Origin of the sequence: Flavobacterium sp. YO64 (assembly GCF_004119505.1) — a bacterium.
In the GTDB taxonomy this organism is placed as follows: Bacteria; Bacteroidota; Bacteroidia; order Flavobacteriales; family Flavobacteriaceae; genus Flavobacterium; species Flavobacterium oncorhynchi.
The window spans coordinates 165425-192328 of the sequence record NZ_NRQV01000003.1; the positions used below are offsets into that span (position 1 = coordinate 165425).

At 33.8% G+C, this 26904-nt stretch carries 26 protein-coding genes; 11 read left to right on the forward strand and 15 right to left on the reverse strand.

Annotated elements, in window-relative coordinates:
- Positions 1-11 precede the first annotated feature (11 nt).
- Positions 12-446 (forward strand): cytochrome c oxidase assembly factor Coa1 family protein, encoded by a 435-nt coding sequence (locus BOW57_RS03370; RefSeq protein ID WP_129053037.1) that lies wholly within the window; start codon positions 12-14, stop codon positions 444-446.
- A gap of 382 nt (positions 447-828) precedes the next feature.
- Here BOW57_RS03370 and BOW57_RS03375 read toward each other — a convergent pair whose 3' ends face one another.
- The gene (locus BOW57_RS03375; RefSeq protein WP_129053038.1) at positions 829-1599 is read right to left on the reverse strand and encodes a nitrilase family protein; all 771 of its coding nucleotides are present in this window, start codon (positions 1597-1599) and stop codon (positions 829-831) included.
- Positions 1600-1833: 234 nt separating this feature from the next.
- Between BOW57_RS03375 and BOW57_RS03380 the strand changes: the two genes are divergently transcribed.
- From BOW57_RS03380 to BOW57_RS03415, 8 genes are all read left to right on the forward strand, one after another.
- Positions 1834-4989, forward strand: a complete 3156-nt coding sequence (locus tag BOW57_RS03380; protein ID WP_129053039.1) for a SusC/RagA family TonB-linked outer membrane protein — start codon at positions 1834-1836, stop codon at positions 4987-4989.
- A gap of 34 nt (positions 4990-5023) precedes the next feature.
- Positions 5024-6553, forward strand: coding sequence for a SusD/RagB family nutrient-binding outer membrane lipoprotein (locus BOW57_RS03385; RefSeq protein ID WP_129025158.1), 1530 nt, complete (start codon positions 5024-5026; stop codon positions 6551-6553).
- Between the two features lie 15 nt (positions 6554-6568).
- Entirely contained in the window at positions 6569-7888 is a 1320-nt protein-coding gene (locus tag BOW57_RS03390; protein WP_129053040.1) for a GntP family permease, read from the forward strand.
- A gap of 4 nt (positions 7889-7892) precedes the next feature.
- Positions 7893-8360: a RidA family protein gene (locus BOW57_RS03395; protein ID WP_089054685.1), complete on the forward strand. Its 468-nt coding sequence runs from the start codon at positions 7893-7895 to the stop codon at positions 8358-8360.
- A gap of 186 nt (positions 8361-8546) precedes the next feature.
- Positions 8547-9578 carry a sugar kinase gene (locus BOW57_RS03400; RefSeq protein ID WP_129053041.1) on the forward strand — a complete coding sequence of 344 codons (1032 nt, stop codon included), beginning with the start codon at positions 8547-8549 and terminating at the stop codon, positions 9576-9578.
- Between the two features lie 9 nt (positions 9579-9587).
- On the forward strand, positions 9588-10235 hold the full coding sequence (locus BOW57_RS03405) for a bifunctional 4-hydroxy-2-oxoglutarate aldolase/2-dehydro-3-deoxy-phosphogluconate aldolase (RefSeq protein ID WP_089054683.1): 648 nt from the start codon (positions 9588-9590) through the stop codon (positions 10233-10235).
- A gap of 3 nt (positions 10236-10238) precedes the next feature.
- Positions 10239-11354, forward strand: coding sequence for a D-TA family PLP-dependent enzyme (locus BOW57_RS03410; RefSeq protein ID WP_129053042.1), 1116 nt, complete (start codon positions 10239-10241; stop codon positions 11352-11354).
- Between the two features lie 18 nt (positions 11355-11372).
- Entirely contained in the window at positions 11373-12443 is a 1071-nt protein-coding gene (locus BOW57_RS03415; protein WP_129053043.1) for a dipeptidase, read from the forward strand.
- On the opposite strand, the gene BOW57_RS03420 is transcribed toward BOW57_RS03415, so the two are convergent.
- Entirely contained in the window at positions 12440-13216 is a 777-nt protein-coding gene (locus BOW57_RS03420; protein WP_089054680.1) for a DeoR/GlpR family DNA-binding transcription regulator, read from the reverse strand. The two genes, BOW57_RS03415 and BOW57_RS03420, sit on opposite strands and share 4 nt — an antisense overlap.
- A gap of 191 nt (positions 13217-13407) precedes the next feature.
- On the opposite strand from BOW57_RS03420, the gene BOW57_RS03425 reads away from it, so the two are divergent.
- The gene (locus BOW57_RS03425) at positions 13408-15711 is read left to right on the forward strand and encodes a family 20 glycosylhydrolase (RefSeq protein WP_129053044.1); all 2304 of its coding nucleotides are present in this window, start codon (positions 13408-13410) and stop codon (positions 15709-15711) included.
- 65 nt (positions 15712-15776) lie between these two features.
- Here BOW57_RS03425 and BOW57_RS03430 read toward each other — a convergent pair whose 3' ends face one another.
- The 3 genes from BOW57_RS03430 to BOW57_RS03440 are packed head-to-tail and all read right to left on the reverse strand — an operon-like array spanning position 15777 to position 19252.
- Positions 15777-16523 carry a succinate dehydrogenase/fumarate reductase iron-sulfur subunit gene (locus BOW57_RS03430; protein ID WP_089054678.1) on the reverse strand — a complete coding sequence of 249 codons (747 nt, stop codon included), beginning with the start codon at positions 16521-16523 and terminating at the stop codon, positions 15777-15779.
- A gap of 51 nt (positions 16524-16574) precedes the next feature.
- On the reverse strand, positions 16575-18575 hold the full coding sequence (locus tag BOW57_RS03435) for a fumarate reductase/succinate dehydrogenase flavoprotein subunit (RefSeq protein ID WP_129053045.1): 2001 nt from the start codon (positions 18573-18575) through the stop codon (positions 16575-16577).
- Between the two features lie 11 nt (positions 18576-18586).
- Positions 18587-19252 (reverse strand): succinate dehydrogenase cytochrome b subunit, encoded by a 666-nt coding sequence (locus tag BOW57_RS03440; protein ID WP_089054676.1) that lies wholly within the window; start codon positions 19250-19252, stop codon positions 18587-18589.
- A 359-nt stretch (positions 19253-19611) separates the two neighbouring features.
- Between BOW57_RS03440 and BOW57_RS03445 the strand changes: the two genes are divergently transcribed.
- The gene (locus BOW57_RS03445; protein WP_129053046.1) at positions 19612-20973 is read left to right on the forward strand and encodes a hydroxymethylglutaryl-CoA synthase family protein; all 1362 of its coding nucleotides are present in this window, start codon (positions 19612-19614) and stop codon (positions 20971-20973) included.
- A gap of 289 nt (positions 20974-21262) precedes the next feature.
- Here the strand turns inward: BOW57_RS03445 and BOW57_RS03450 are convergent, their stop codons facing one another.
- The 10 genes from BOW57_RS03450 to BOW57_RS03490 form a co-directional block, all read right to left on the reverse strand.
- Entirely contained in the window at positions 21263-21448 is a 186-nt protein-coding gene (locus BOW57_RS03450; RefSeq protein WP_129053047.1) for a hypothetical protein, read from the reverse strand.
- A 79-nt stretch (positions 21449-21527) separates the two neighbouring features.
- Positions 21528-21899, reverse strand: coding sequence for a hypothetical protein (locus BOW57_RS03455; protein ID WP_129053048.1), 372 nt, complete (start codon positions 21897-21899; stop codon positions 21528-21530).
- Between the two features lie 37 nt (positions 21900-21936).
- Positions 21937-22497, reverse strand: coding sequence for a hypothetical protein (locus BOW57_RS03460; RefSeq protein ID WP_129053049.1), 561 nt, complete (start codon positions 22495-22497; stop codon positions 21937-21939).
- 102 nt (positions 22498-22599) lie between these two features.
- The gene (locus tag BOW57_RS03465; RefSeq protein ID WP_129053050.1) at positions 22600-23340 is read right to left on the reverse strand and encodes a LytTR family DNA-binding domain-containing protein; all 741 of its coding nucleotides are present in this window, start codon (positions 23338-23340) and stop codon (positions 22600-22602) included.
- Positions 23341-23351: 11 nt separating this feature from the next.
- Positions 23352-23801, reverse strand: a complete 450-nt coding sequence (locus tag BOW57_RS03470) for a GNAT family N-acetyltransferase (protein ID WP_129053051.1) — start codon at positions 23799-23801, stop codon at positions 23352-23354.
- Positions 23802-23843: 42 nt separating this feature from the next.
- Entirely contained in the window at positions 23844-24143 is a 300-nt protein-coding gene (locus tag BOW57_RS03475) for a hypothetical protein (RefSeq protein WP_129053052.1), read from the reverse strand.
- 13 nt (positions 24144-24156) lie between these two features.
- On the reverse strand, positions 24157-24591 hold the full coding sequence (locus tag BOW57_RS03480) for a GNAT family N-acetyltransferase (protein WP_241687371.1): 435 nt from the start codon (positions 24589-24591) through the stop codon (positions 24157-24159).
- Between the two features lie 19 nt (positions 24592-24610).
- On the reverse strand, positions 24611-24778 hold the full coding sequence (locus BOW57_RS20830) for a hypothetical protein (protein ID WP_241687372.1): 168 nt from the start codon (positions 24776-24778) through the stop codon (positions 24611-24613).
- A gap of 27 nt (positions 24779-24805) precedes the next feature.
- On the reverse strand, positions 24806-25957 hold the full coding sequence (locus BOW57_RS03485) for a polymer-forming cytoskeletal protein (RefSeq protein WP_241687373.1): 1152 nt from the start codon (positions 25955-25957) through the stop codon (positions 24806-24808).
- 36 nt (positions 25958-25993) lie between these two features.
- On the reverse strand, positions 25994-26632 hold the full coding sequence (locus BOW57_RS03490; RefSeq protein ID WP_241687374.1) for a DUF2306 domain-containing protein: 639 nt from the start codon (positions 26630-26632) through the stop codon (positions 25994-25996).
- Positions 26633-26904 lie beyond the last annotated feature (272 nt).

Consider the following 26904-nt stretch of genomic DNA (forward strand, 5'->3'; position numbering starts at 1 on the left):
TCGGATAAAAAATGGATAATGAATTAATCGAAAGTAAAAACTGGTTTCAATCAAACTGGAAATGGATTATTCCTTTAGTTCTTTCATTGGTTCTAATCTCTGGCTATTTACTCTCAAGCTCGGACGAAAACATAATGGATTTTGCTCAGGCATATAATGATACTGCATTGTATGAAAAGGCAATAGAAAAAGCCAATTCAAACAAAAGAGTTTTAGAAACTGTTGGAGAAATTCAGCCAATCGACAAATTAGCAATTCTAGAAGGTAACACGATTTATACGGACAACAATACTTCGGTTGTATTATCGATCAGAATTAAAGGCACAAAAAGCAAGGGAAAATTAGATATTACGGCTAAAAAAATGGGTTCAGAATGGGAATATAAAAAGATTCTTGTTCGCTGTAAAAATCCAAAAGAAGAAATTACGGTTGTTGGTTCCAATTAAAAACATCTTGTTTCTTAAGCAAATTCAGAAGTAAGCGGACTTTTAACCGAAAATTCACTATCTAGATAAACATAACCTGTGGTTTCAACCACAGGGATACGGATTATGATTGTGTACCCGTGGTTGAAACCACGGGCTATATTTTTAATATTATGAATAGAAAATCTTTGCGGAGTTACCTGCGAAGTGTTATGCTTAATTTTTCCAGCTCCACAGTTTTTCTTGTTGATCCTAGATTACTTAAGATTGTTTATTTTAAATTTAAAAATTATTCTAAAAAAATGAAAAACCCATTTTCCAGTAAAAACAGAAGAGTTATTCAGAAGTAAGGCGATCAAAAGCCACCGTTTGCAACACAGTTTTTAATTCTGAACGTGCATTCTTAATCAAGATTGATTTTAAAACTGTCTTTATCGTTTAAAAAAGCAAACTTTTTTCGAGCTTCCAGCATTGTATTTTTATCTAGTTCAAGAATAAAAACATCTTCTGTTTCCTGCGGTTCTAAAATATAATTTCCTAAAAAATCTATTACTTGCGAATGTCCAATATGCTCAAAATTATTGGCATCAAGCCCAATTCTGTTCACTCCAACTACATAACTTAAATTTTCGATGGCACGTGCTTTTAGCAAAGTGTCCCAAGCATTTGTGCGTACTTTTGGCCAATTGGCAACATACAAAAGCAAATCATAATTCTCGACATTTCGAACAAACACTGGAAATCTCAAATCATAACAAACCTGCAGACAAATTTTCCAATCGAGATAATCAACAATTACTTTTTGAGTTCCTGCTGTATAAAATTCATCTTCACCAGCTAACGTAAACAAATGTCGTTTGTCGTAAAACTGAATTTCACCTGACGGAAAAACAAACAGCATTCGGTTATAATACTTTTCATTTTCAACAATAACTAAACTTCCCACAACTGCACTGCTTTTAGCTTTCGCCATAGCTTTCATCCACAACACAGTTTCTCCCTGCATCGTTTCGGCAACTGCAGAAGGATTCATTGTAAAACCAGTCGAAAACATTTCTGGAAGAACAATAAGATTTACTTCAGAATCGAGCGAGTTTATTTTCGCTTCAAAGCGTTTTCTGTTTTCAGAAGCATTTTCCCAATAAAGATCGGATTGAATTAGTGCTGTTTTCATATCTCAAAAATACGAATTTTCAGCTAAAAAAGATTTCCTTCTAAAAAAGTCTTCGTTGCAAAATTTTCTCAAACAGCCTTTTAAAACTGCACTTTTTTTGGAAAACAAAAATACATCAGGAAAAAAATATGCAAAAAAAATGCATTTCTTGCAAAAAAAATGCAAATGTGAAAAATAAATATATATATTTGATCGCCAATAAAAACCAAAAAAAAACGTGAAAACCAAAAAATTATGAAAACAAAGTTAATTTCATTAGTGTTTATTGGGGGGATAATCTTCTCAGCAAACGCGAAAGAGACTGCAATTAAAAAACATCTTTTTGAGCAACAAAGCAGTCAGGTTGAAATTTCAGGCCAAGTAATTGGTCAGGATGATGGAATGCCAATTGCAGGTGCAACAATTTATGCTAAAGGCAATAAAAAAAACGCATCTATTACTGATGAAACAGGAAAATTCAAATTAAATGTGCCAGAAAACGAAACTCATATTATCGTTTCTTACATGGGTTACACAACTTTAGAATATGAATTAAATGCAGCTAAAGATTTAGTTATACGTTTAAAACCTGCAGAAAATGTTTTAGATCAGGTTTTAGTAACCGCATTAGGGGTTAAAAAAAGCAGTAAAGCCGTTGCTTATGCGGTAACTGAATTAAAAGGAACTGAATTTACAAAGGCTAAAGAAACCAATATTTCGAATGCTTTAGTTGGAAAAATTGCCGGTGTAAACGTAAGCAGCACTGCAACGGGACCAAACGGTTCAACAAGGGTTGTTATTAGAGGAAATGGTTCCTTAAACGGAAACAACCAGCCGATGTATGTGGTAAACGACTTGCCTATTGACAATACGCAGCTTAATTTACCTGGAATTGGAAATGGTGCGGGACAAACCAGAATAAATGTTGACCGAGGTGACGGAACTGCTGTTATAAATCCTGACGATATTAAAACTATTACGGTTCTTAAAGGTGGAACGGCAGCGGCATTATACGGTGCAAATGCTGCAAATGGTGTCATCTTGATTCAGACAAAAAGAGGTTCGATTCAAAAAGGAATTGGAGTTGAATACAATACTTCTTTTACTTTTGAAACGCCTTCAATCATACCAGATTGGCAATACGAATATGGTTCTGGAGATGCCAATAAAAAACCAACTACTAAGGCAGAAGCAATAAATTATGGCCGCTGGTCTTGGGGAGCAAAAATGGACGGAACTGACGTTATTCAATTTGACGGAGTAAAAAGACCATACAGCCCTCAAAAAAATAACATCAAGAATTTCTACGAAACGGGAACAACTTTTATCAATTCGATAGCTTTATCCGGCGGAACTGAAAAAGCAACAGGACGTCTTTCATTTTCTAATATGGACAATCAATCTGTTGTGCCAAACTCTGGTTTTAACCGTAAAAGCGTAAATATTGCGAGCAATGTAAACTTAACGGATTGGTTAAAATTTGATGTGGTAGCGCAATACAATTTAGAAAAAAACAACAATAGAGTTACGGTTTCAGATGCTGAGGCAAACCCTAACTGGGGAACTTATATGATTGCCAACACGGTTGACATTAGAAATCTTGCTCCAGGTTATGATGAAAATGGTATTGAAGAAGCTTGGAACCCAGTTGCAATTGCTACGAACCCTTATTTTGTTGTCAATAAAATAAAAAACAACGATACTAAAAACCGTTTTATAGGTATGTTGAATGTAAAACTGAACTTCACTCCTGAATTATTCCTTCAAGGTAGAATTGGTCAAGATTTTACAAACTATGATTTCTTTGGATACATCCCAAAAACAACTTTAAACAATCCTGTTGGATATGCACAAGGTTCAAAAATGAAATTGTCTAATTTGAATTCTGAAGCTATTCTTAATTATACTAAGAAAAACATTTACAACAATTTCTCTTTAAATGCATTAGTGGGTGTAAACTCTCGTACTACTTTGAGAGATGAAACAAGAATTGAAGGTTCTGGTTTTGTATTGGATGATTTTTATGCACTAAGCAACTTAGGTACAATTACATACAGCTATCCTTACGGAAAAACAAAAACAAACTCTGTTTATGGCGCTGTAGATTTAGATTATAAAAATGTTGTGTTTTTAAACTTTACAGGTCGTCAAGATTGGTTCTCGACACTTTCACCAGACAATAACTCTGTATTTTATCCATCAGTTGGAACAAGTATTATAGTTTCTGACATTGTAAAAATGCCTGAATTTATTTCATTTGCAAAACTTAGAAGTTCATGGGCTCAAGTAGGAGGAGCAACACCAGATCCTTATGCATTAAACCAATCTTACTCAATGGTTCAAGGCGGACATAATGGCGAACAGCTGCAAACACCTACAAGCAACAGAGTTCCAAATTCAACTTTAAGCCCTTTAACTTCAACAACAATTGAGGTTGGAACTGATTTAGGTTTTTTCAACAATCGCTTAAATCTAGATTTTGCATGGTACAATCGTTCAACTACAAACGACATTGTCGAGACTACAATTTCAACGGGTTCAGGAGCAAACAGTGCTTTATTAAACCTTGGAAAAATGAGAAATAAAGGGATTGAATTTTTGCTAAGCGGTAAAATAATTAACTCTCGTAATTTTTCATGGGATGCAAGTTTCAACGGTTCTTACAATGAGAACAAAGTTGAAGCACTTACAGATGGACTAAACTCTATAACGATGGCAACTTCTGTAAACGGTTATGCAACTATTACAAGCGATGTTGGACATCCTTACAGCACAATAAAAGGATACAGACCGCTTAAAGATGCAAACGGAAATACGGTATATACTTTAAGCGGAGGTTCGGCTGCAATTGCAAGAGGACCACTTGAAATATTAGGAGAAGGTGTACATCCTTGGACAGCTGGTATTACGAACGAATTCAAATACAAAAACGTATCATTCAGCTTTTTAATTGATGGTAAATTCGGCGGAAGCTTATACTCTGGAACTGATTTGTACGGAACGCGTATGGGATTAACTAAATTGACTCTTGAAGGTCGTGAAAACGGATTGCCTATTAAAGGTGTTGACACAAACGGAAATCCTGTTGATATGGTAATCGCTCCAGAAAACTTGAGATATTACTATGATGGTTTAAAAAGTATTTCATCAACATTTATCTATGATGCAAGCTTTATAAAATTACGTCAAATAATATTAGGCTATACATTACCAGTTGATAAAATAAGAGGTTTATCAAAACTTCAAGGAGCTTCGATCTCATTTATTGCAAGAAACTTGTTTATTCTTTACAAGAAAACGCCAAACGTAGATCCTGAATCTGTATTCAGCGCAGGAAATGCACAAGGTGTAGAACAATTTGGAGTGCCAAAAACCAGAAGTTTCGGTTTAAGTTTAAATATCAAATTTTAAACTCATTTTATCTCTAATTTTTAAATTAAAAGACATGAAAAAGATAACCCTTTTATATATAGCAGGTATCCTTTTAGGAAGCATGACAGCCTGTACGGAAGATTTTGAAGAAATCAATTCCAACCCAAATGCCGTTGAAAAACCAAATCCGAATTTCATTTTCAGCAGAGCACAGCTGGACGGCTTGGCAAACAACTATTTTTTCACCAACATACTGCAATGCGGCGGAATGTTACAGCATTATGCTACTTACAAAGAAGCTTCGGGTGTTGGAGACAAATACTTAAATAATGAAGTGTATTACTCGGCGTATTTCAATCAAGCCTACCCTACGGCATTAAACGAAACAGAAATTGTAATTAACACTGTAAAAAGCAATCCGAACGACAGTAATAAACTTAATATTGCTAGAATCTGGAAAGCCTTCTTGTATCATAAAATTACCGATTTGTATGGAGACGTTCCGTATACAGAAGCAGCAAAAGCAAATAGTGCAAATGTTTTTCTTCCAAAATACGATTCACAAGAATTCATATACAAAGATTTGTTGAAAGAACTTGACGAAGCTGCTATTGCATTAGATCCTGCTAAACCAAGTTTTGGCAAGGCCGATTTTATTTACGCTGGAGATGTTGCAAAATGGAAAAAATTCTCTTATTCATTAATGCTTCGCTTAGGATTAAGATTATCTAAAGTTGATCCTGCTTTATCTAAAACATGGGTAACCAAAGCGATTGCCGGCGGAGTAATTTTAAATGGCGGCGACAACGCAATTATGACATATAAAGAGGGGCCAAACAACTTTAACCGAAATCCAGTTGGTTTTGATTCTAGAAGTGAAGATTATTCAGCTGGATCGTATGGAAAAACAAACCGTGAAGGCGGTAAGCTGGCTAAAACATTTATTGATTTACTAAAAAACACTGCCGATCCTAGAATTAGTGTTTACTCTGGAGTATGGCAGGGAACTGTACAAAATACAAGTGCTGCGGTACAAAAAGGTTTTCCTAACGGAATAAAAACGGCTCCATCACCAGAAGAACAACAAACTTATTCTGAACCAAATCAAAATACCATTTTAAAATACGATGCGCCGCTTGTACTTATAAGCAATGCCGAAACAAACTTGTATTTAGCAGAAGCTGCTGCAAGAGGCTGGTATACGAGTGAAACGGATAAAGATTTATATGAAAAAGGCGTAAAAGCATCTTTCGCAAACATGGGAATTTATGGCAGCTCGTATGCAATTGCAGACGCAACACCTTACTTAACTGCAAATCCGTATAATGCTTCAGGATCATTTGACGTAAAGATGAATCAGATTCACACTCAAATTTATGTTGCTTTGTTTGTTGATGAACAGGAAATTTATGCCAACTGGAGAAGAACAGGATACCCTGTTTTGGTTCCTGTAAACTATCCAGGAAACGTTACAAATGGTACAATTCCAAGACGTATAAAATACCCAACAGGCGAATATTCAGTGAATTCGATTAACTTAGCAGAAGCGGTTAAGCGACAAGGAGCAGATACTTTTACAACAAAAATCTGGTGGGATAAATAAAAACACAATTCATAAATGAGCATTTTAATTCTTACGGCATGCATTGCATTTTTAATCATTCAAATTGCTTGGTTTAAAATCAATCCGTTTATTGCTTTTATAATAACAGCTTTATTAGCAGGTCTATTTTTAGGCCTGCCAATAAACACATTGTCACAAACAGTACAAAAAGGTTTAGGCGAAATGCTGGGTTCAATCACATTAATTATTGTGTTTGGAACCTGTATTGGAAAACTAACCGTTTCATCAGGAGCGGCCAATGTTATTGCCAAAACAGTTATGGGATGGACAGGCAAAAAATACGTACGTTTAGGCTTAATGATTACAGGTTTTATTGTTGGGATACCTCTATTTTATAGTGTTGGATTTGTTTTGTTAGTACCTCTAATCTTTTCAGTAGCCCATCAATTTAAATTGTCAAAAGTATATCTGGGAATCCCTATGCTTGCGTCGCTTTCAGTAGCACACGGTTTTTTGCCCCCACATCCTTCTCCAATGGCGTTAAGCAGTATTTTAAATGCCGATATTGGACTGGTTTTGATTTACGGAATAATAATAGCGATTCCGACTATTTTTATTGCGGGTTTATTGTTTTCTAATTTACTTAAAAACATCAAAACCGAATCGGATCACGAAATTATAAATGTTGAAGAAGTTGCCAATCAAGGCAAACTTCCAAGCTTTTCTCTTAGTTTATTTTCTGCTTTATTTCCTGTTTTCGGATTAACAGTTACTTCTTTACTGCCATTAATTTCAACAAATGAAAATCTAATAAACATTTGCAAAACAATAGGAGAGCCAAGCATGATTATGCTGATTTCTTTACTTCTTTGCACCTATACCCTGGGAATTAGAATGAACCGAAGTCTTGTTTCTGTTATGGATGATTATGCCATTGCCATTAAAGATGTTGCTTTGATCGTTTTAATCGTAGGCGGTGCCGGAAGTTTAAAAGAAGTTATGATTGTAAGCGGTGTAAACGACACTATTGTCGCTGCTTTAACACAAATAAACATTCATCCGTATTTATTGGCTTGGATAATGGCTGCGATAATTCGTGTTTGTGTGGGCTCTGCAACCGCTGCCGGATTAATGACTGCCAGCGTTTTATTGCCTTTACTGCAGCTTAATGGCTTAGATCCAAACTTACTGGTTTTATCAGTAGGCGCAGGAAGTTTGATGTGCTCGCATGTAAACGATCCAAGTTTTTGGATGTTCAAGGAATATTTTAATATCAGCCTGAAAGATACTTTCAAATCATGGACAGTCATGGAATCATTAGTATCTGTTTTAGGAATCATTTTCGTTTTTATTTTAAACTCTATAATACATTAATATCATGAATTTATTACCTCAAGAAAAATTTGACACTCTTGGTTTGTCTTTACCGCCAGCACCTCAGCCTTTGGGTATTTACAAACCCTATTTAGTTGATGGTAAATATTTATACCTTTCAGGTCACGGCCCTGTTAGAGATGACAAATCCTTAATCATTGGCCGAATTGGCGATGATATGGATATCGAAGAAGGAAAATTAGCAGCAAGACAAGTCGGACTAACTATGCTTTCTACAATTGTAACCAATTTTGGAAGCCTAAACAAAGTAAAAAGAGTCATAAAAGTACTTGGAATGGTGAATTGCAATGGCGATTTTTTAAGACATCCTTATGTAATAAACGGCTGCAGTGAGTTGTTTGCGGAAGTTTGGGGACAAGAAAACGGAATTGGAGTAAGAAGTGCCGTAGGAATGGGTTCTTTACCAGACAATATTCCTGTAGAAGTTGAAGCTGTTTTCGAATTATATTAAAAAAAGATATGCCACAGATTAAAAAGGATTATTTTTTTGTTAGCCACGAATTTCACTAATTTTCACTAATTCGCTGCGTAAAAAATAATTCGTGCTAATTCGTGAAATTCGTGGCGAACAAAAATCTAAAGACACAATTTATAAATCCTTTTAATCTGTGCAATCAGTGGCAAAAAAACAAAAACCATGAATACAATTACCTCACAAACTAGAATTGCAACTTTTGGAGAGTTGTTACTCCGAATGAATGTTGCTGATGGAAACCGATTTACGCAAGCCAATGAAATAAAAATTCACGTAGGCGGCGCTGAAGCAAATGTTTGTGTTTTACTTTCTCAACTCGGAATTCAAACTGACTATATTACCCGACTGCCACAAAATGATCTGGCACAATTAGCCGTAAACGAACTTCAAAAATACAATGTTAACACTTCAAAATGTGTTTACGGCGGAGAACGTTTAGGCTTATATTTTGTTGAATCTGGAAATCAAATCAGACAATCTCAGGTAATTTACGACCGAAGCAATTCCTCTTTTGCAACCATTCAGAAAGATCAAATTGATTGGAATAAGGTTTTAGAAGATGTTACTCATTTTCACTGGTCTGGAATAAGTCCAGGAGTTTCTAATGAAGCTGGTTTAGCCTGTAAAGAAGCAGTTCTTACCGCACATAAAAAAGGACTTCCTATTTCTTCTGATTTTAATTATCGCTCGAAATTATGGCAATACGGAAAACATCCTTCTGAAGTTATGCCCGATTTACTTCAATACAGCACAATTACAGTAGCCGATTTAGATGCTATTGAAATTTATTTCGGAATCAAAACGGATAAAAATGAATCTGATGAAAACCGATTTCAAAAAACATTTGAGCTGCTAAAAGAAAAAATGCCCTACTTAAAAACATTGGCAATGAGTTTTAGAAAATCTGAAGGTCAGGCGCATCTGTACAAAGGATTATTGATTCATGAAGGCAATTTTTACCAAACTCAAGAACACAAAATACATGTTGTAACAGACCAAATTGGTTCTGGAGACGCTTTCAATGCGGGATTATTATACGGATTATCCAATAAATTATCTGGACAAGAATGCATCGAATGGGCAACAGCTTGCGGCGTAATCAAACAAAGTATACACGGAGATTTCGCAATAAGCAACATTACCGAAATAAGTCATTTTATTAAAAATGGCTCAAGTAACAGAATTAATAGATAAAATAAGAATATGTACAGCATTTTAAAAACGCAAGGTGTACTTCCGTTAGTAACCCAAATCGACATCGAAACTGCCCAAATAATATTGCGATCAGCTGCTGATGCTGGCATTAAAATTATTGAGTTTGCTGCGCGTTCAAATGACTCTAAAGAAGTTTTCAGCCAAATGATAAACTTTAAAAAGGCAAACAATTTAAACATTAAAATAGCTGTTGGCTCTATTTTGACTATTGAAGATGCAGAGACCTACCATAAACTAGGCGCCGACTGTATTGTATGTCCCCACACTGATTTAGAAATTGGCAATTACTGTATTAAAAACAACATTTACTGGATTCCAGGAGCAGCTACATTAAACGAAATACTTTATGCCAACAAACAAGGAGCCGAAATTGTAAAACTATTTCCTGCTGATAAAATTGGAGGATCAGGATATGTAAAAGCAATAAAAGCACCATTTCCAAACTTAAAAATAATGCCCACTGGAGGCGTAACTTTAGAAGAAAGTAATTTAAAATCTTGGTTTAAATCTGGTGTTGTGTGTGTTGGAATTGGTTCAAATTTATTCTCAAAAGAAATGCTGCAGCATTTAACTTATGATCAATCACTCGAAGCATTTCAAAATTTAATTGAAGTGATCGAAAAAATAAGAAACTAGATTATGCAAAAAAAATGGTGGAAAATTAATTCCGAAACTCAACTTGATACCCCATATCTAGCAGTGTACGAAGATCGTCTCCGCTGTAATATTGAATATCTGATCAGTTTGGTAAAAGGAGACACTCAAAAACTGCGTCCTCATATCAAAACACATAAAATAGGCGAAATTCTAGAGTTGTTTAAAATTTACAATATCAAGAAAGTAAAATGCGCTACAATAGCAGAGGCAGAACTTGCTTCTATACATCAAATTCCCGATGTACTTCTTGCCTACCAGCCAGTTGGACTTAAAGTTGACCGATGGATTTCACTTATTCAAAAATATCCCGAAGTTCATTTTTCTACCATTGTCGACAATTTAGAATCTGCAAAAACATTAAATGAAACCGCTTTAGAACACAATTTAAATCTCACCATTTATCTAGATTTAAATACAGGAATGAACAGAACAGGAATCGCTGTTTCTGAAAACTGGAGCGCTTTAGCTAAAAAAATTATTCAGTTAAAAAATATCAATCTAGCTGGTATTCATATTTATGATGGTCATTTGAAAGGCAGTATCGAACAGCGAAAAGAAGAAGCTCAAGAAGCCTTTACGAAAATCGTCGATGAAATCGAAAAACTACAACAAAATCTAAATTACGAATTAAAAATTGTTGCCGGCGGATCAAATACATTCCCATTTTATGCCCTTCAGGAAAATGTAGAATGCAGTCCTGGTACTTTTGTTTTTTGGGATGCTAATTATCAAACCAATTTACCCGAGCAATTATTTAAACCTGCTCTGGTTATAGTTGGAACAATTATTTCAAAACCTACAGCATCAACCTTTTGCATTGATATTGGATATAAAGCAGTTTCTTCAGAAAACCCAATTGATAAAAGAGTAATAATCCTAAATGATGAAGATTTAATTCCTGTTTCACATTCAGAAGAACATTTGATTATAGAAAACAAAGGCCAAAATGATTATAAAATTGGCGATACGATTTATGCTCTTCCATATCATGTTTGTCCAACCTGCGCCTTATATGATACTGTTCAGGTAATAAATAAAGAAAATCGTATTTGCGACCAATGGCAGGTTGCCGCAAGAAGCAGAACAATTAATATATAAAACTAAGTCCATACAAATATGTTTATAATAGACGCCCATTTAGACCTGAGCATGAATGCAATGGAATGGAATAGAGATTTACGAAATGATGTTACCACTTTGCGTCATTTAGAAAAAGGAATGACAGATAAACCCGATCGTGAACGCGCAACGGTTTCATTTCCAGACTTACGAAAAGGAAACATCGGAATCGTGGTTGCTACTCAAATTGCAAGATTTGTAAAACCTGACAGTATTATTCCGGGTTGGAATTCTCCTGAACAAGCTTGGGCACAAACGCAAGGACAGCTTACTTGGTACAAAACTATGGAAGAAGCGGGAGAAATGACACAAATAACAGATAAAAAATCGCTTCAAAAACAAATTGATTTGTGGAATGACGGCACTCCAAATGACAAAAAACCTATTGGATATATTTTGAGTTTAGAAGGCGCTGATTCTATTATTGACATTTCTTATTTAGAAAAAGCATATAATTACGGATTACGTGCTATTGGGCCAGCACATTATGGGCCAGGCAGATATGCAAACGGAACGGATGCAACGGGAAAAATGAATCAAAATGGTCTTGATTTATTGAAAGAAATGGAACGTTTAAACATTATTTTGGACGCAACTCATTTGTGCGACGATGCTTTCTGGCAAGCTTTAGATCATTACAATGGTCCAGTTTGGGCAAGTCATAATAACTGCCGAAGTTTGGTTGATCACAATCGTCAATACAGCGATGAAATGGTTAAAGCTTTAATTTCTAGAGGAGCAGTTATTGGAGGTGCTTTAGATGCATGGATGCTGGTTCCGAATTGGCAGAGAGGTATTTCGATGCCTTTAGAAATGAATTGCAATTTAGAAACCGTTTTTAGACACATGGATCACATTTGTCAATTGGCTGGAAACGCAAATCACATTGGCGTAGGTTCAGATTTGGACGGTGCTTTTGGAACAGAACAATCTCCGCATGATTTAAATACAATAGCCGATTTACAAAAATTGGTCTTGATCTTTAAAAACAATGGATATTCTGATGCAGATTTAGACAAAATCTTTCATCAGAACTGGATTAATTTTTTAATGAAAAATTGGGATTAAACAAAAACTAAACTTGGAACTGCCTTCTTATACGCTTGTAATTTTTCGTCGTTAGGATCAACTTCTGTAACAACGTAATCTACCTCAGATAAGTTGGCAATTTTCATTTTTAGCACCGTATCTAATTTTTCAGAAATAGTAAGAATCGCTGTTTTTTCAGAGGCTTGAATCATTGCTTTTTTTACCTGAACTGTTTCCCAGTCAGAATCTGAGAAACCACCTTCGACGTCTAAAGCATTTGTACCTAATATTAACAAATCAACTTTAATATTAGCCAATTGAGTATAGACATCGCCGCTCACACACATTTGGCTGTAAGATGAAATACTGCCGCCAATCATTATAATTTTAACATTAGGTTTGTCTAGAAGTTCAACTGCAGACAAAACAGTAACAGTAAAAATGGTCAAGTTTAAGTAGTCAGGAATCAATCGGATAAACTCTCTAATTGTTGTACCGCCTCCTAATAACAAAACCATTCCATCGCGAAGCAACCCTATTGTTTTTTGTGCAATAATTTGTTTAGACTCGCCCGCATAAACTTGATTTGATGAAGAATGATGATACGCTTTTGTCATTGCACCGCCTTTCACTTTTATCAATAACGATTCAGATTCAAGTTCATTAACATCGCGTCTAACAGTATCTTCCGAAACAAACAATTTAACCGATAGTGTTTCAAAACTTACACGGGTATGCAGATTTATCTCTTTTAAAATAAGATTTTTACGTTCTTCCTTCGTGTAATTTACCAACTCATTATCATTATTCATGCAAATTCATATTTATAAAAACAAAGGTAAACAATAAATGCAATATTATTGCGAAACAAATTATAACAGAAAGCAACCAAAAAGTTAATTAGCCTATTACAAAGACATTTAAACAAATTTTAGTTTTGCATTTTTTTTGCAAAAAGCATTTCATAAACTCTAAATTTGTTTTGTAAATCAAGAAAACAACCATGCAAAAAAGTATCTTTTTATTTTTAATGTTTTGCTGTTTCTTCGGAAATGCTCAAAACCCATCCAACAACAATACAATAATCCCAGAACCAAACTTTTACAAAGCTACAGGAGACAGTATTCGAATTAACGGATTGATAAAAGTCATTTTTAAAGACAACAAATTCAGCACCAAAGAAAAAAGAACAGCTTCTATTTATGAATCGGTCGTAAACTCTAATATGCCCAATAAAAAAAGCAATATTGAAGTTCTGTTTATTGCTCAAACTCCAAGTACGTCTGAAAAAAAAGAAGCTTACAAAATCAATATAACTTCAAAAAAAATAACAGTTACAGGAAACGAAGAAGGATTGTTCTATGCTGTTCAAAGTTTACTGCAGCTGCTTCCAAATCAACTAAAAAATCAGGAAATAAAACTTCCTTGCGTAACTATCGAGGATGAACCAAGATATACGTATCGCGGATTACATTTAGATGTCTGCCGTCACTTTTTTAGCGTTGATGTTATAAAAGATTTTATAGCACAGATGTCTTATTATAAATTAAATAATTTCCACTGGCACCTAACTGACGATCAAGGCTGGAGAATCGAAATAAAAAAATATCCAAAACTAACCGAAGTAGGATCAAAAAGAGCGCAGACTTTAGTGGGAAATAAGTTTGAAAGATTCCCTTATTTTTTTGATGGAAATCCATATGGAGGTTTTTACACGCAGGAAGAAATCAAAGACGTTGTAAAATTTGCCGAAGAACATTATGTTAACATCATTCCTGAAATCGAAATGCCGGGACACGCAACAGCTGCCGTAAGTGCGTATCCTAATTTATCCTGCTTTCCTGATCGTCAATATAAAGTTGTCGAATACTGGGGTGTTTTTGAAGATATATTCTGTGCCGGAAAAGAAGAAACTTTTACATTTTTAGAAGATGTTTTAACTGAGGTTATGGCTTTGTTTCCGAGTAAATACATTCATATTGGCGGAGACGAATGTCCAAAAGCAAGATGGAAAGAATGCCCGAACTGCCAGAAAAAAATCAAAGAATTAGGCATAAAAGACGAGCACGAATTACAAACTTATTTAACTACTAGAATCGAGAAATTCCTAAATGCAAACGGCAGACAAATTTTAGGCTGGGATGAAATGCTCGAAGGTGGACTGGCTCCAAATGCAGCCGTAATGTCTTGGCGTGGAGAATCTGGCGGTATAAGCGCTGCTAAGCAAAAACATTTTGTTATTATGAATCCTGAACAATTTTTATATCTGGATTACAATCAAGGCTACTCTCCACAAGAACCGCTTACCGTTGGAAGACTAGTAACTGTCGAAAAAATCTACAACTACAACCCAACTCCTGTTGACAGTTTAACCATTGATGAACAGAAATATATTTTAGGAGTACAATCTAATCTTTGGTCTGAATATTTGACGAGTCCTGCCAAATTAAACTACCAAATTTATCCCCGAGTATTTGCTTTTTCTGAAATTGCCTGGACAAACTCTCAAAATAAAAACTACAATAGTTTCATTTTAAACCGAATGCCACATCATTTAGAAAAACTAGAATCTCAAAAACGATTGTATAAAGTTCCAGTACCATTTGGAGCAGAAGAAACGGCGTTAATCACATCAAAATATGTTTTAGACTTAAAACCGACTATTAAAAACGGGCAGATTTTTTATACAATTGACGGTTATAATCCAGATGAAACCGCAGCACTTTACGAAAAGCCTGTAACGATAAACATTTCAAAAGGAGAATATAGAACCATAAAAACTGTTCAAATAAGTCCAAGCGGAAGAAAAAGTTCTATTAATAAAATAATAGTCAAGAATCCTGATTTAAAAACTGCTCTCTCTATAAAACCAACAAAACAAGGTTTAAAGTTTGATTATTATACAGGAAAATTATTCCAACAGGTACAAGATTTAGAATTGGCAAAACCTATTAATTCTGGAATTCTTGAAGGTAATATCAGCAGCGAGAAATGGAAAACGAAATTGGAGCGTTATATCGGCTTAAAATTTAACGGATACATCTATATTCCAGAAACAGGAAATTATACCTTTTCAACGCTTTCAGACGACGGATCGAAGCTTTTTATAGATGATGAACTAATTGTCGATAATGACGGTATCCATTGGCTAAATGAAGCTTATGGAGCTGTAAAACTCGAAAAAGGATTTCATAAAATAAACATCAGTTATTTTGACCAAATTGGAGGAACAACTTTAAACTGTTTTATACAACAGGAAGGAAAAGAAAAACAAGAAATAAGTGCTTCACAATTGTTTTACGAATAGACCACAAAAAAACGCATCCGCCTAAGCGGATGCGTTTTCAATATAAACTAAAATTGCGTTCTAAATTATCCTTTCAAACTTGCTGCTAAATACTCACGGTTCATACGTGCAATATTTTCAAGTGAAATTCCTTTTGGACATTCGATTTCACAAGCTCCTGTATTTGTACAGTTACCAAAACCTTCTAAATCCATTTGGTGAACCATGTTTAATACACGGTCAACCGCCTCAACTTTACCTTGCGGTAATAAAGCATATTGAGACACTTTTGCAGAAACGAACAACATTGCTGAAGAGTTTTTACAAGTTGCAACACAAGCACCGCAACCAATACAAGCAGCAGCATCAAATGATTTATCTGCATCGTGTTTGTTAATTGGAATTGTATTTGCGTCAATAGTATTTCCTGAAGTATTTACAGAGATAAATCCTCCTGCGTGTTGAATTCTGTCAAAAGAACTTCTGTCAACCACTAAATCTTTAATTACCGGGAAAGCTTTTGCTCTAAATGGCTCAATAAAAATCGTATCACCATCTTTAAACATACGCATGTGTAACTGACAAGTTGTAACACCTCTGTCTGGTCCGTGCGCTTCTCCGTTGATGAATAAAGAACACATTCCACAGATTCCCTCACGACAATCGTGGTCAAATGCAACTGGCTCTTCTCCTTTATTGATTAATTGTTCGTTAAGAACATCAAGCATTTCAAGGAAAGACATATCTGGTTCGATTCCATCAATAGGATATTCTACAATCCCTCCTTTATCTTGGGCGTTTTTTTGACGCCATATTTTTAATGTAAGTTTCATTTTGTATAAGTTTTAAGTAATATGAAATAAGTATCAAGACTTTTTCAAATACTATTTATAGCTTCTTTGAACTAATTTAATGTTTTCGTAATTAAGAGCTTCTTTGTGTAATACTGCATCACTTGGTTTTCCTTTGTATTCCCAAGCTGCAACATATGCAAAGTTCTCATCGTCACGAAGTGCTTCTCCTTCTTCTGTTTGGTATTCCTCACGGAAGTGACCACCACAAGATTCGTTACGGTGTAAAGCATCTTTCGCGAACAATTCTCCTAATTCTAAGAAATCGGCAACACGAGTTGCTTTTTCTAATTCTTGATTAAATTCGTTAGCGCTTCCTGGAACTTTTACATCTTTATAAAACTCTTCACGTAAAGCAGCAATTTCTTCGATAGCTTCAGTTAAACCTTTAGCATTACGAGCCATACCTACTTTATCCCACATGATTTTTCCTAATTTCTTGTGGAAATAATCTACAGAATGTTTACCGTTGTTATTGATGAATTTGTTAATTTGATCTACAACCGCTTTTTCAGCTTCAACGAATTCTGGTAAGTCTGTAGAAATTTCTCCCATTTTAATATCCGGAGCAAGATAATCTCCAATAGTATATGGCAATACGAAATATCCATCAGCTAAACCTTGCATTAAAGCAGAAGCTCCAAGTCTGTTTGCTCCGTGATCAGAGAAGTTAGATTCTCCAATTGAGAAACATCCAGGAATTGTAGTCATTAAATTATAATCAACCCAAGTTCCGCCCATTGTGTAGTGAACCGCTGGATAAATCATCATTGGTGTTGTATAAGGATCTTCGTCAACGATTTTGTAATACATCTGGAATAAGTTTCCGTATTTACTTTTCACGATTGCAGCTCCTAATTTAGTTACCAAAGCAGCATCTTTATCATCTAAACCTTTTACATAAGCATCTTCAGTTCCGTAACGTTTAATTGCTGCGGCGAAATCTAAGTAAACAGCTTCTCCAGTTTTGTTAACTCCAAAACCAGCATCACATCTTTCTTTAGCTGCACGAGACGCAACGTCACGAGGAACTAAGTTACCAAAAGCTGGGTATCTTCTTTCTAAGAAATAATCTCTCTCTGCTTCCGATAAATCTGTTGCTTTTTTCTTTCCTTCACGAATTGCCTGAGCATCTTCTAATTTTGCAGGAACCCAAATACGACCATCATTACGTAAAGATTCAGACATCAAAGTCAGTTTTGACTGGTGATCTCCTGAAACTGGAATACATGTTGGGTGAATTTGTGTGTAGCAAGGATTTGCGAAAAACGCTCCTTTTTTATGAATTTTCCAAGCTGCTGTTGCGTTACTTCCCATAGCATTTGTTGAAAGGAAAAATACGTTTCCGTATCCTCCAGAACCAATTACTACCGCGTGAGCAGAATGTCTTTCTATTTCTCCAGTAATTAAGTTACGAGCGATAATACCTCTCGCTTTTCCGTTCACGATTACAATGTCTAACATTTCGTGACGGTTGTACATTTTTACTTTACCACGACCAATTTGACGGTTCATTGCAGAATAAGCTCCTAACAATAATTGCTGTCCAGTTTGTCCTTGTGCATAAAATGTACGAGAAACCAAAGTTCCTCCAAAAGAACGGTTATCTAAAAGTCCGCCATATTCACGAGCCAACGGCACCCCTTGAGCCACACATTGGTCAATAATATTTGCCGAAACTTCAGCCAAACGATAAACGTTTGCCTCACGTGCACGGTAGTCACCACCTTTTACAGTATCATAAAACAATCTGTAAGTTGAGTCACCGTCACCTTTATAGTTTTTTGCTGCGTTGATACCCCCTTGCGCAGCGATTGAGTGCGCACGACGTGGTGAATCTTGAAAACAAAATGCTTTTACGTTATATCCTAACTCAGCCAAAGTAGCTGCTGCAGAACCTCCAGCCAAACCTGTACCAACAACGATAATATCTAAATTACGTTTGTTAGCAGGGTTTACTAAATTAATATGATCTTTATAATTTGTCCATTTGTCCGCTATAGGACCATTTGGAATTTTTGAATCTAATGCCATTATAATTGATATTAATTATTGAAATGATGAAATAATGCGATAATTACGAAAAGTGCCGGTACTATTACAGCAAACCAATAACCTACTTTACTTAAAAATCTAGAATACTTATTGTGCATCCCAACTGATTGAAGAGATGAACTGAATCCGTGCCAAAGGTGAAATCCTAACAACACAAACGCGATACAGTACAATCCTGTACGAATTGGGTCATGAAATTTATGCACCAATTCTCCATAATATCTTGTAGCATCTGGAGCTGTTCCTGCAATATACTTGTAGGTTACTTCTGGAAACCAAAAATCATAAAAATGCAATACTAAGAAAGCTAAAATAACTGCTCCAGAAATAATCATATTTCTTGAAGTCCAAGAAGCATTAGCCGCTCCGTTGTATTTTGCATACGCAATTGGTCTTGCTGCCTTATTTTGTGCAGTTAAAATAAATCCCATTACAAAATGGAAAATTACCCCGATCGCCAAAACTGGCTGCATTACATATTGAATCAGCGGATTGTATCCCATAAAGTGAGAAGCCTCGTTGAAAACGTCTTCACTAATAATAGAAATAAAATTTAAGGAAACATGCAGCGCTAAAAACGTGATTAAGAATATTCCCGAAAGAGCCATAGCTACTTTCTTTAAGATGGAAGCATTCAATAGTGCAGATTGTGCCATAAGTGTTTAAGTAGTTTGTTTTAAAAAATTATACAAAAATAACTCAAATACAAAAGAACTACAACCATTTCGTTCTTATTTATAATGATTTTAAAATAGCTTCCAAGTACGTATTTTTACGTACAAAAAAGAAGCTGCTAAAAAATAATTCCCTATAGAAGATTCCAAAAACCTACTCACAAAGGCTTAAACCCAAAAATCACTTCTAAGTATATTGTCAAAAATTTATGATATTGATATTTTATTTAAAGTTTTAATCTGTTTTCTTCAAAAGTGCAGCTGGAGCAAAATTTAATCAATCTAAAAAATTGCCATTCCACAACATAATTTTACCTTTATCGGCTTCAAAAAAAATGAGAATGAAAACAGGAATTGACGCTATTTCTTTTGATGTAGCAAACATACACTTACCCATAAAAACTTTGGCAATCGCCAGAAATATTGAACCAGAAAAATTAGAAAAAGGTCTTGGATTACTTAAAATGACTTTCCCAGACGTTCATCAAGATGCGGTTGTGTTTGGCGCAAATGCTTTAACTAAACTTATTATTGATAATAAAATAAACCTAAACGAAATAGGTCGAATTTATGTTGGGACCGAAAGCGGAATCGACAGTTCAAAACCAATTGCTTCTTATTTAATTAACTTAATGGAGCAAAAATTTGGAGAAGATACCTTATCCGAATGTGATGTAGTCGATTTTACTTTTGCTTGCATCGGCGCTGTTGATGCCTTGCAAAACTGTCTTGACTTTGTAAAATTAAACCCAGCAAAAAAAGCAATTGTAGTAGCTGCTGATTTTGCAAAATACGATTTAAATTCAGGCGGAGAATATACACAAGGAGCTGGAGCTGTTGCAATGTTAATTAGTGCAGATCCCAAGATCATTGCTTTTGATGACAATTGGGCGACAAGTACAAAAGGTGTTTTTGATTTCTTCAAACCGTACAGGACTATCTCTAAAAACGAAATCACAAAAAACACAAACAACGATTCTTGGTTTGATAATTTAGAAGCAGAAATCGAAATCCATAAAGATCAACCTGTTTTCGACGGACAATATTCAAATCAATGTTATATGGATCGTACGCGAAATGCTTACTTTTCATTCAAAAAATTAAAAAACACTACCGAAACACTATATAACACTTGGCATAGCATCGTAATGCATTTGCCGTATTCTTTCCAGGGAAGAAGAATGTTATCTGAAATTTATGCTTTAGACAGCACTGAAAAAATTATTGCCGATGATATTGCACCAGCAGATTATCAGACAAAAATTAAAGAAGTGGCAAAATCTGAAGATTACAAAAGTTTTGTGACTGAGAAATTACAACCTGCCGAATTGGCTTCTTCATTAATTGGAAACCTTTACACTGGTTCCATTTTCATGGGATTATTATCGACTTTGGCTCATTTTTATGATACTAATGCAGCAATTTCAGGAACTAAATTCGGTTTTCTAGCTTACGGAAGCGGATCGAAATCTAAAGTTTTTGAAGGAACAATTCAACCAGAATGGAAATCTGCTCTAGAAAATGTAAAGCTTTTTGAAAATTTAGCCGAAAGTGTAGAAATTGATTTCAATACTTATGAAAGCCTTCACAAAAAAGAACAAAAACAAAGTGTTAGAACTCCAAAAAACGAATGGATTTTAGATCGAATTGAAAAAGAGATTCCAGTTTTGATTGGGGCTAGATATTATAAATGGGTTGATTAAATTCCAACATTTGAAATCCCAAAATTCAAACAAAAAACCGAAGCTTTCGCTTCGGTTTTTTTATACATGTATAATTTGTCATTTCGACGGAGGAGAAATCTTCGCAAGAAGCTCTACAAAGATTGACTTTCGTTGCGGAGTCACTTGTAGAGATTTCTCCTCCGTCGAAATGACAAGATTATGTGTGGACTTTGACAAAGGTCACAATATAAAATTGAAGCTGATTATTTTTCTCAATTTCATAAAAATTCTCTAATTATCAAATTGACACATTCTCTAATTAAAGAAATCAATCTTTTTTATCCTGTTGTTCTGTCTGAACAAAACTTCCGTTAATGGAACGATCTTCGGCATTCATTCCGTTTGACATTCCGAGCATAAAAGCAGTCATTATTAAAAGTAATTTTCTTTTTATCCAATTAAGAACTGGTCGCTTAGATTGCTCCAAACGAGATTTTTTGTTTTGTTTATACATTTTGAAAATGATAAATGATTAGACATTATTATATCATCTTATGCTTTGAGATTGCATAAAGCCTCAGAAATAAATTTTCTTAAGCGTTGTATAAACTTTTACCGAAATGATTTGAAATGATTATTTCATTTATAAAAACAGACTGATTTATAAATGACGTTAGTTTTTGATGAAGCAGATTTTGTAATTTCAGTAGTTTCTCAATTTGAAAAGTAAAGACATTTTCGGTTTCAAGAAAATTCAAAACAATTGAAAATCTTGTTTTACCACATGAAGCAACTTGTCCAAATTTATATAAACGAGAACTTTTAAGATTTAATTCCCTTCTTAAAACTACAAAAGAAGATTCGTAATATTCTGCCGATTTAGATTGAGAATACAAAGTACCATCGCTCGCAATCACGACAAAAGCCAGAAAGAGTGCGATTAGATATTTTATATGTTTTTTCAATCTTTAAGTTTTTGATTATAGAGCGAAAATACAACTTTTATTCTTGAAATACTTTCTCTAATTCCTTTTTACAAAGCAGCAAACCCAATCCTAAAACAAAAACCAAACAGCTCAAGAACATACAAACACCATTTTTCAACACAAAAAATGAAAACCCAATAGCAGCCGAAGCAAAAATAACCATCAAAGATTTTATTGTTTCTGTTTTAATAAAACCAAAAGCATGTATTGCCAAACCAATAAAAAGCAAAGATGGTCCAACGACAACAAAAGGATACAAAATACTTGGAGAATTACTAATCTGGTTGCTTAATGCGGATTTTGCAATTTCATTATTTCCGTAACTCGACATAATAAAATCGATGGTGCAAAGTCCGATATGCGCAATAACACCCAAAGTTGTCAGCACAGAAGCCACTGAATTTAATCTGCTTTTAGGGAACACATCATTAAACGACAACAATAAACAAGCTCCAATTAAATTAAACCAATGAGCAAAATCAATTGGTTTTTGAAAATTGGGTAAAATTTTAGAAAAGAATAAATAACTGATCAGGAAAAATAATAATCCTAGAAGGCAAAGATGTTTTGTTTTCATAATTCATTTTTTAAATTGATGAAGCAAAACTAAAATGAAAAAACTAGCTCAAAGCCCTATTTTAGAGACTTAGGTACAAAACATATTGTTTTAGGTACGAAATTATAATATCAATAAGGTTTCTTTATAATTTTTAGAAACCGGCAGTTCAATTTGGGTCAAAATAATGGTATTTTGATTTCTCCAAGATTTAAAATGAGACGGATTTATTAAATGCGAACGATGAATCTGCATTAAAAAGCTAAAATCTTTTTGAATGTTTTTGAGCGAACTTCGCAATAGTTTTGAAGTTAGTTTTCCATTTTCTATATAAAAAATCTCGACATAATTTTGAGCATTCGAAATGCAAACCAAATCGGATTTTTTAATCTTTAGGACATCTAGTTTATTTTCGCCTTTAATTACCAGAAAATCTTCTTTTACCGGAATTAATTTGATTAAATATCTTCTTGCTAGAATAATTACCGGAGTCAAAATCAAAGCGACTTTTATAAATATTACCGAAAAGAACTCGTAAAAACTATATCCTCCATTTAAAATCGGGCTTTTATAATATGCATAAACCCCAAATAAATAAACCAAATAAAAGAAAATGACACTTGCTATTTCTAAACCGACATTCCACTTTGTTATTCTTTCGTAAAAGCTTTTTTGAACAATCGTTAAAAGACTGTAACACAAAAACGCTATAATACTAAAACCAAAACTAATTAAAAACCAAGCTTTAAAATTTATAGTGCCATCATCAAAAGGTTTTATGATGAAAGCAAAAACAAAAAGCCATAACGCAATAAACAAACCAACTAGAAGATTATGTTTTATGGAAATGTTTAGCTGTTTCACTTGAATTAAATTTAAAGTTTCATTTCCATAATAGGCATGAAACGATTTTTTATAGAAGTTTCGAATTCTCCAATTTTTACAAATCCCATTTTAGCATAAAAATCCTCAGCATTTGGTTCTGAATCGAGTATTATTCTTTCTGCTTTTTGGTCTTTAATTCGGTTTAAAAAATCAAGCACTAAATATTTACCCAATCCTTTGCCAATATATTCTGGCAAGATAAATAAATTATCAAGCTCGATTTCTTTTTCATCTTTAAAAAAATACGAATAATAGCCAATAATTAAATTATTAACTGTCAATTTATAAACATTATGTTCTTTAATATAATCCTTAGAAATGGTTAAGTTTTTATTCCATTTTTCAATTTGCTCTGCCGAATAACCCCAAAATGCTTTTGATTTTTTGGTTATTGAAGTTAGGATTTCATCGTCGGTTATATTGGCTTTTTCTATTATCATTGGTTTGAAAATATATGAACGAAGCTTTAAAAATTTTCATTTCTAATAATAATTACTGGAACCTCGATTTAATTCTTTAAGTTCAAAAAAACACACCTCACAAATGAGTTGAATTTGAGCAAATTCTTCAGATACATCATTCCATTCTCCTTGCTCAACCAGTATCTTATCACATTTATCACACCAAGCATTTAATTCGCCATCATCATACTCTTTTGTTGAATCTGAATCAAACGGTTCCCAAAAACCAGGAAACTCTGAGTTTACTAAATGCTGACACACAAAGGCGTTATTTCTTAATCCATGATTGCTGCATTCTACTTTTCTATGATTTTCTGACATTAAATTATAGCATTTATTTGTAAATCGTAAACTTATTATGACTCAGATTAAATCCGAGATTTTCATAAATTGCAACATTCTCTACTCGTCTTTTATTGGTTGTCACTTCGATACTTTTTAAATTATGCTGTTCTGCAAAATTCTTGATTTCATTTATCAATAAGCGTCCAACGCCTTTACCTCTATGTTTTTGATGAATAAAAAATTCCTGAATCTCACCAACTAATCCGCAATGATGGAGAAGATTTTGGGTATGAAAGCTAATAAAACCTAAACCTTCCATTTCGTTTTCGGCAATTAAATAAAGATTTTTCGGGTTTGAAATGTTTTCATTGAAAATTGCTTCGAAAACTTCAAAATCTAAAATTTCATTTTCGAGTTCGCAAATTGCTTTGTATACAAAGTCTAAGTCTTGTTTTTCTACTTTTCTGATATTAATATGTAACACTATAATCTATTTTACCGTTTTACAAGTATCCATTCAAACCAATGCGCTCAAACTTAAGTTTATATTTTTGAACATATTTGTTCCAATTCTCTTGATTTTTATAAACCGAAAAAGCATAATCAACCGTTTCTTTACTGAAATGATTTCCAAAAATATTATCCAAATATTCAATTCCAGAATCGATCACTTGCTTTAAAACCTGTAATTTATCAATTCAGTTTTGCTTGCACACTTTATCCAGCCACAATCCTTTTCCAATTTTTACATATTCTACAAGAAGATTCTCTGTAATAAATCGAGAAGGAACATCGTTGATATCAGGTTCATGTTTTCCGTTTTTAAAAACCAATAGTATCAGTTCTTCAGAGTAGTATTCTTCTGGAATCAATCGCAGCATTGTACCATTTTCAGCCGCTTTAAAAGAAAGTTCTTTTGTTATAAACTGATCTGGAATTACCTGAATTGCAAAACCATCTTTACTCACTAATTTCTCGCAAAGTTCGTATGTTATTAAATTCTGCTTGATAAATGGCAGAGCGTGAAATGTAATATTCAATGCCAAATTACAAAGTTCTTCGGTTTTAAATTGTTTTGGAACCAATTTAAGATCCCTATAATTTGCCAAAACACGATCGCGCCAATATTCATAAGTTTTCGCAGGTGGATTATTTTGTTTTAAAACCAATTCGCCTCTTGTCAAATCTCGTTCCAACTCTTCAAAAGTTTCAATTAACGGATTATCCAATAACTTTCGAAGTTCATTCGAGATAATTTCATCGCCGGTTTCATCATCATATTCACATTCATTTTTTGGATCGACATCATCGGCTCTGTCATTATAATAAAAGAGAATATTTTTTCTTTCTGCAAATGTTGTATTATGATCATTAACAATAAAAACTGGAGAATCAATTAATCCTGTACAATTAAAACTACCATGATTATAATACGTCATAACCACTTCTTTCGCTTCAATATTTCCTTTTATTTCAACATTGGCACCTCCTAACAACAGACTTTGACAAACAATATTTCCGTTTATAAAAACATAAGGCCCGTAATCGCCTTCAGCATTAATAATTGAACCGCTTACAGAGAAATTTCCATTTATCAAAACACCTTCAATTCTTATTTCTTCCACCTTTTTAATTGGAAGATTTAACAAGTTGGCAAGCCATTTTTTCTCTTTATCTTCATAAAGATCTAAATAAAAATTCCCTTCAAAATTTACATCTTCTTCTGCAATAAGAAAAAAATCCTCGTTTTCCCAATCATCAAAATAATCAAACTTTTCATCTTCAATTAAAAAAGGATATTTGGCTTTGATTTCGGCTATTGTAATTAATTTAAAATTAGAAGTCTGCATTTTATTTTATTAATAGAAGTTTTCTTTCTTCAGTTTTTATTCCTTTTCTACGGCAATACTAACTTTCTGTTTTTTATTCAATTTACGAATCCAATACGCGATATAAAATCCTCCAATAATTCCGGGAATAAACCAGCCATAAAAACTTGAAAAAAATTCGTTTACCACTACAAAAGCTGTTACAGCGCAAATATATCCGCCAATCATTTTACCTAAATGCAGTTTTAACCAATCCTTTTTTAATTTATCAGTTTTATTAAAAAGCACTAAATCTCTCATTGAAAAACTCAAACTTACAATTCCAAAAACAGTTAGAACTATATTGATTTTGTGATTTACTAAAGGATTATACAAGATCATCAAAACAGCTGTAAAAACCATAATCCACGAAATTGTTTTATCTGTTTTTAGATTATAATTTATAGTTTTAAACCGCAAAGCTCTGTAACCCGTTAGAATAAAATAAGAGCTGAAAACTCCAATTGAAAATAAAAAAGGATTTTCATGTCTAGGCAAAACAGAAATTACTAATGCCGTAAACGCTGATAAAAGCATGGAAAAATAAAATAGTTTCCCCGTTTTTTTATGGATTATTTTTCCTTTTTCTACAATTAAAGAAACAAAACCTGAAAGCAATGCAATGCCGCCAAATAGTGCGTGACAAAAAATCAGCATTTGAATTATTTTCTCCTCTTCCACTTTATTAATACTTATTTCCCAAAATGATCAACACCTTAAACTATCTTGTCTTTAAGCTAAAGTAACTTTTTTTTCATTATTAGAAACAATTAAAACTAAGAATGTATTATAAAACTGACGGGAGCGTGAGAGATAGATTGTCAATCTTTGCAGAGTTACTTGCGAAGATTTCTCCTTTCGTCGAAATGACAAGATTGTGGTGAATTACGGCTTTGAAAAGAAAAAATCTGCTAAATCTGCTAAATCTG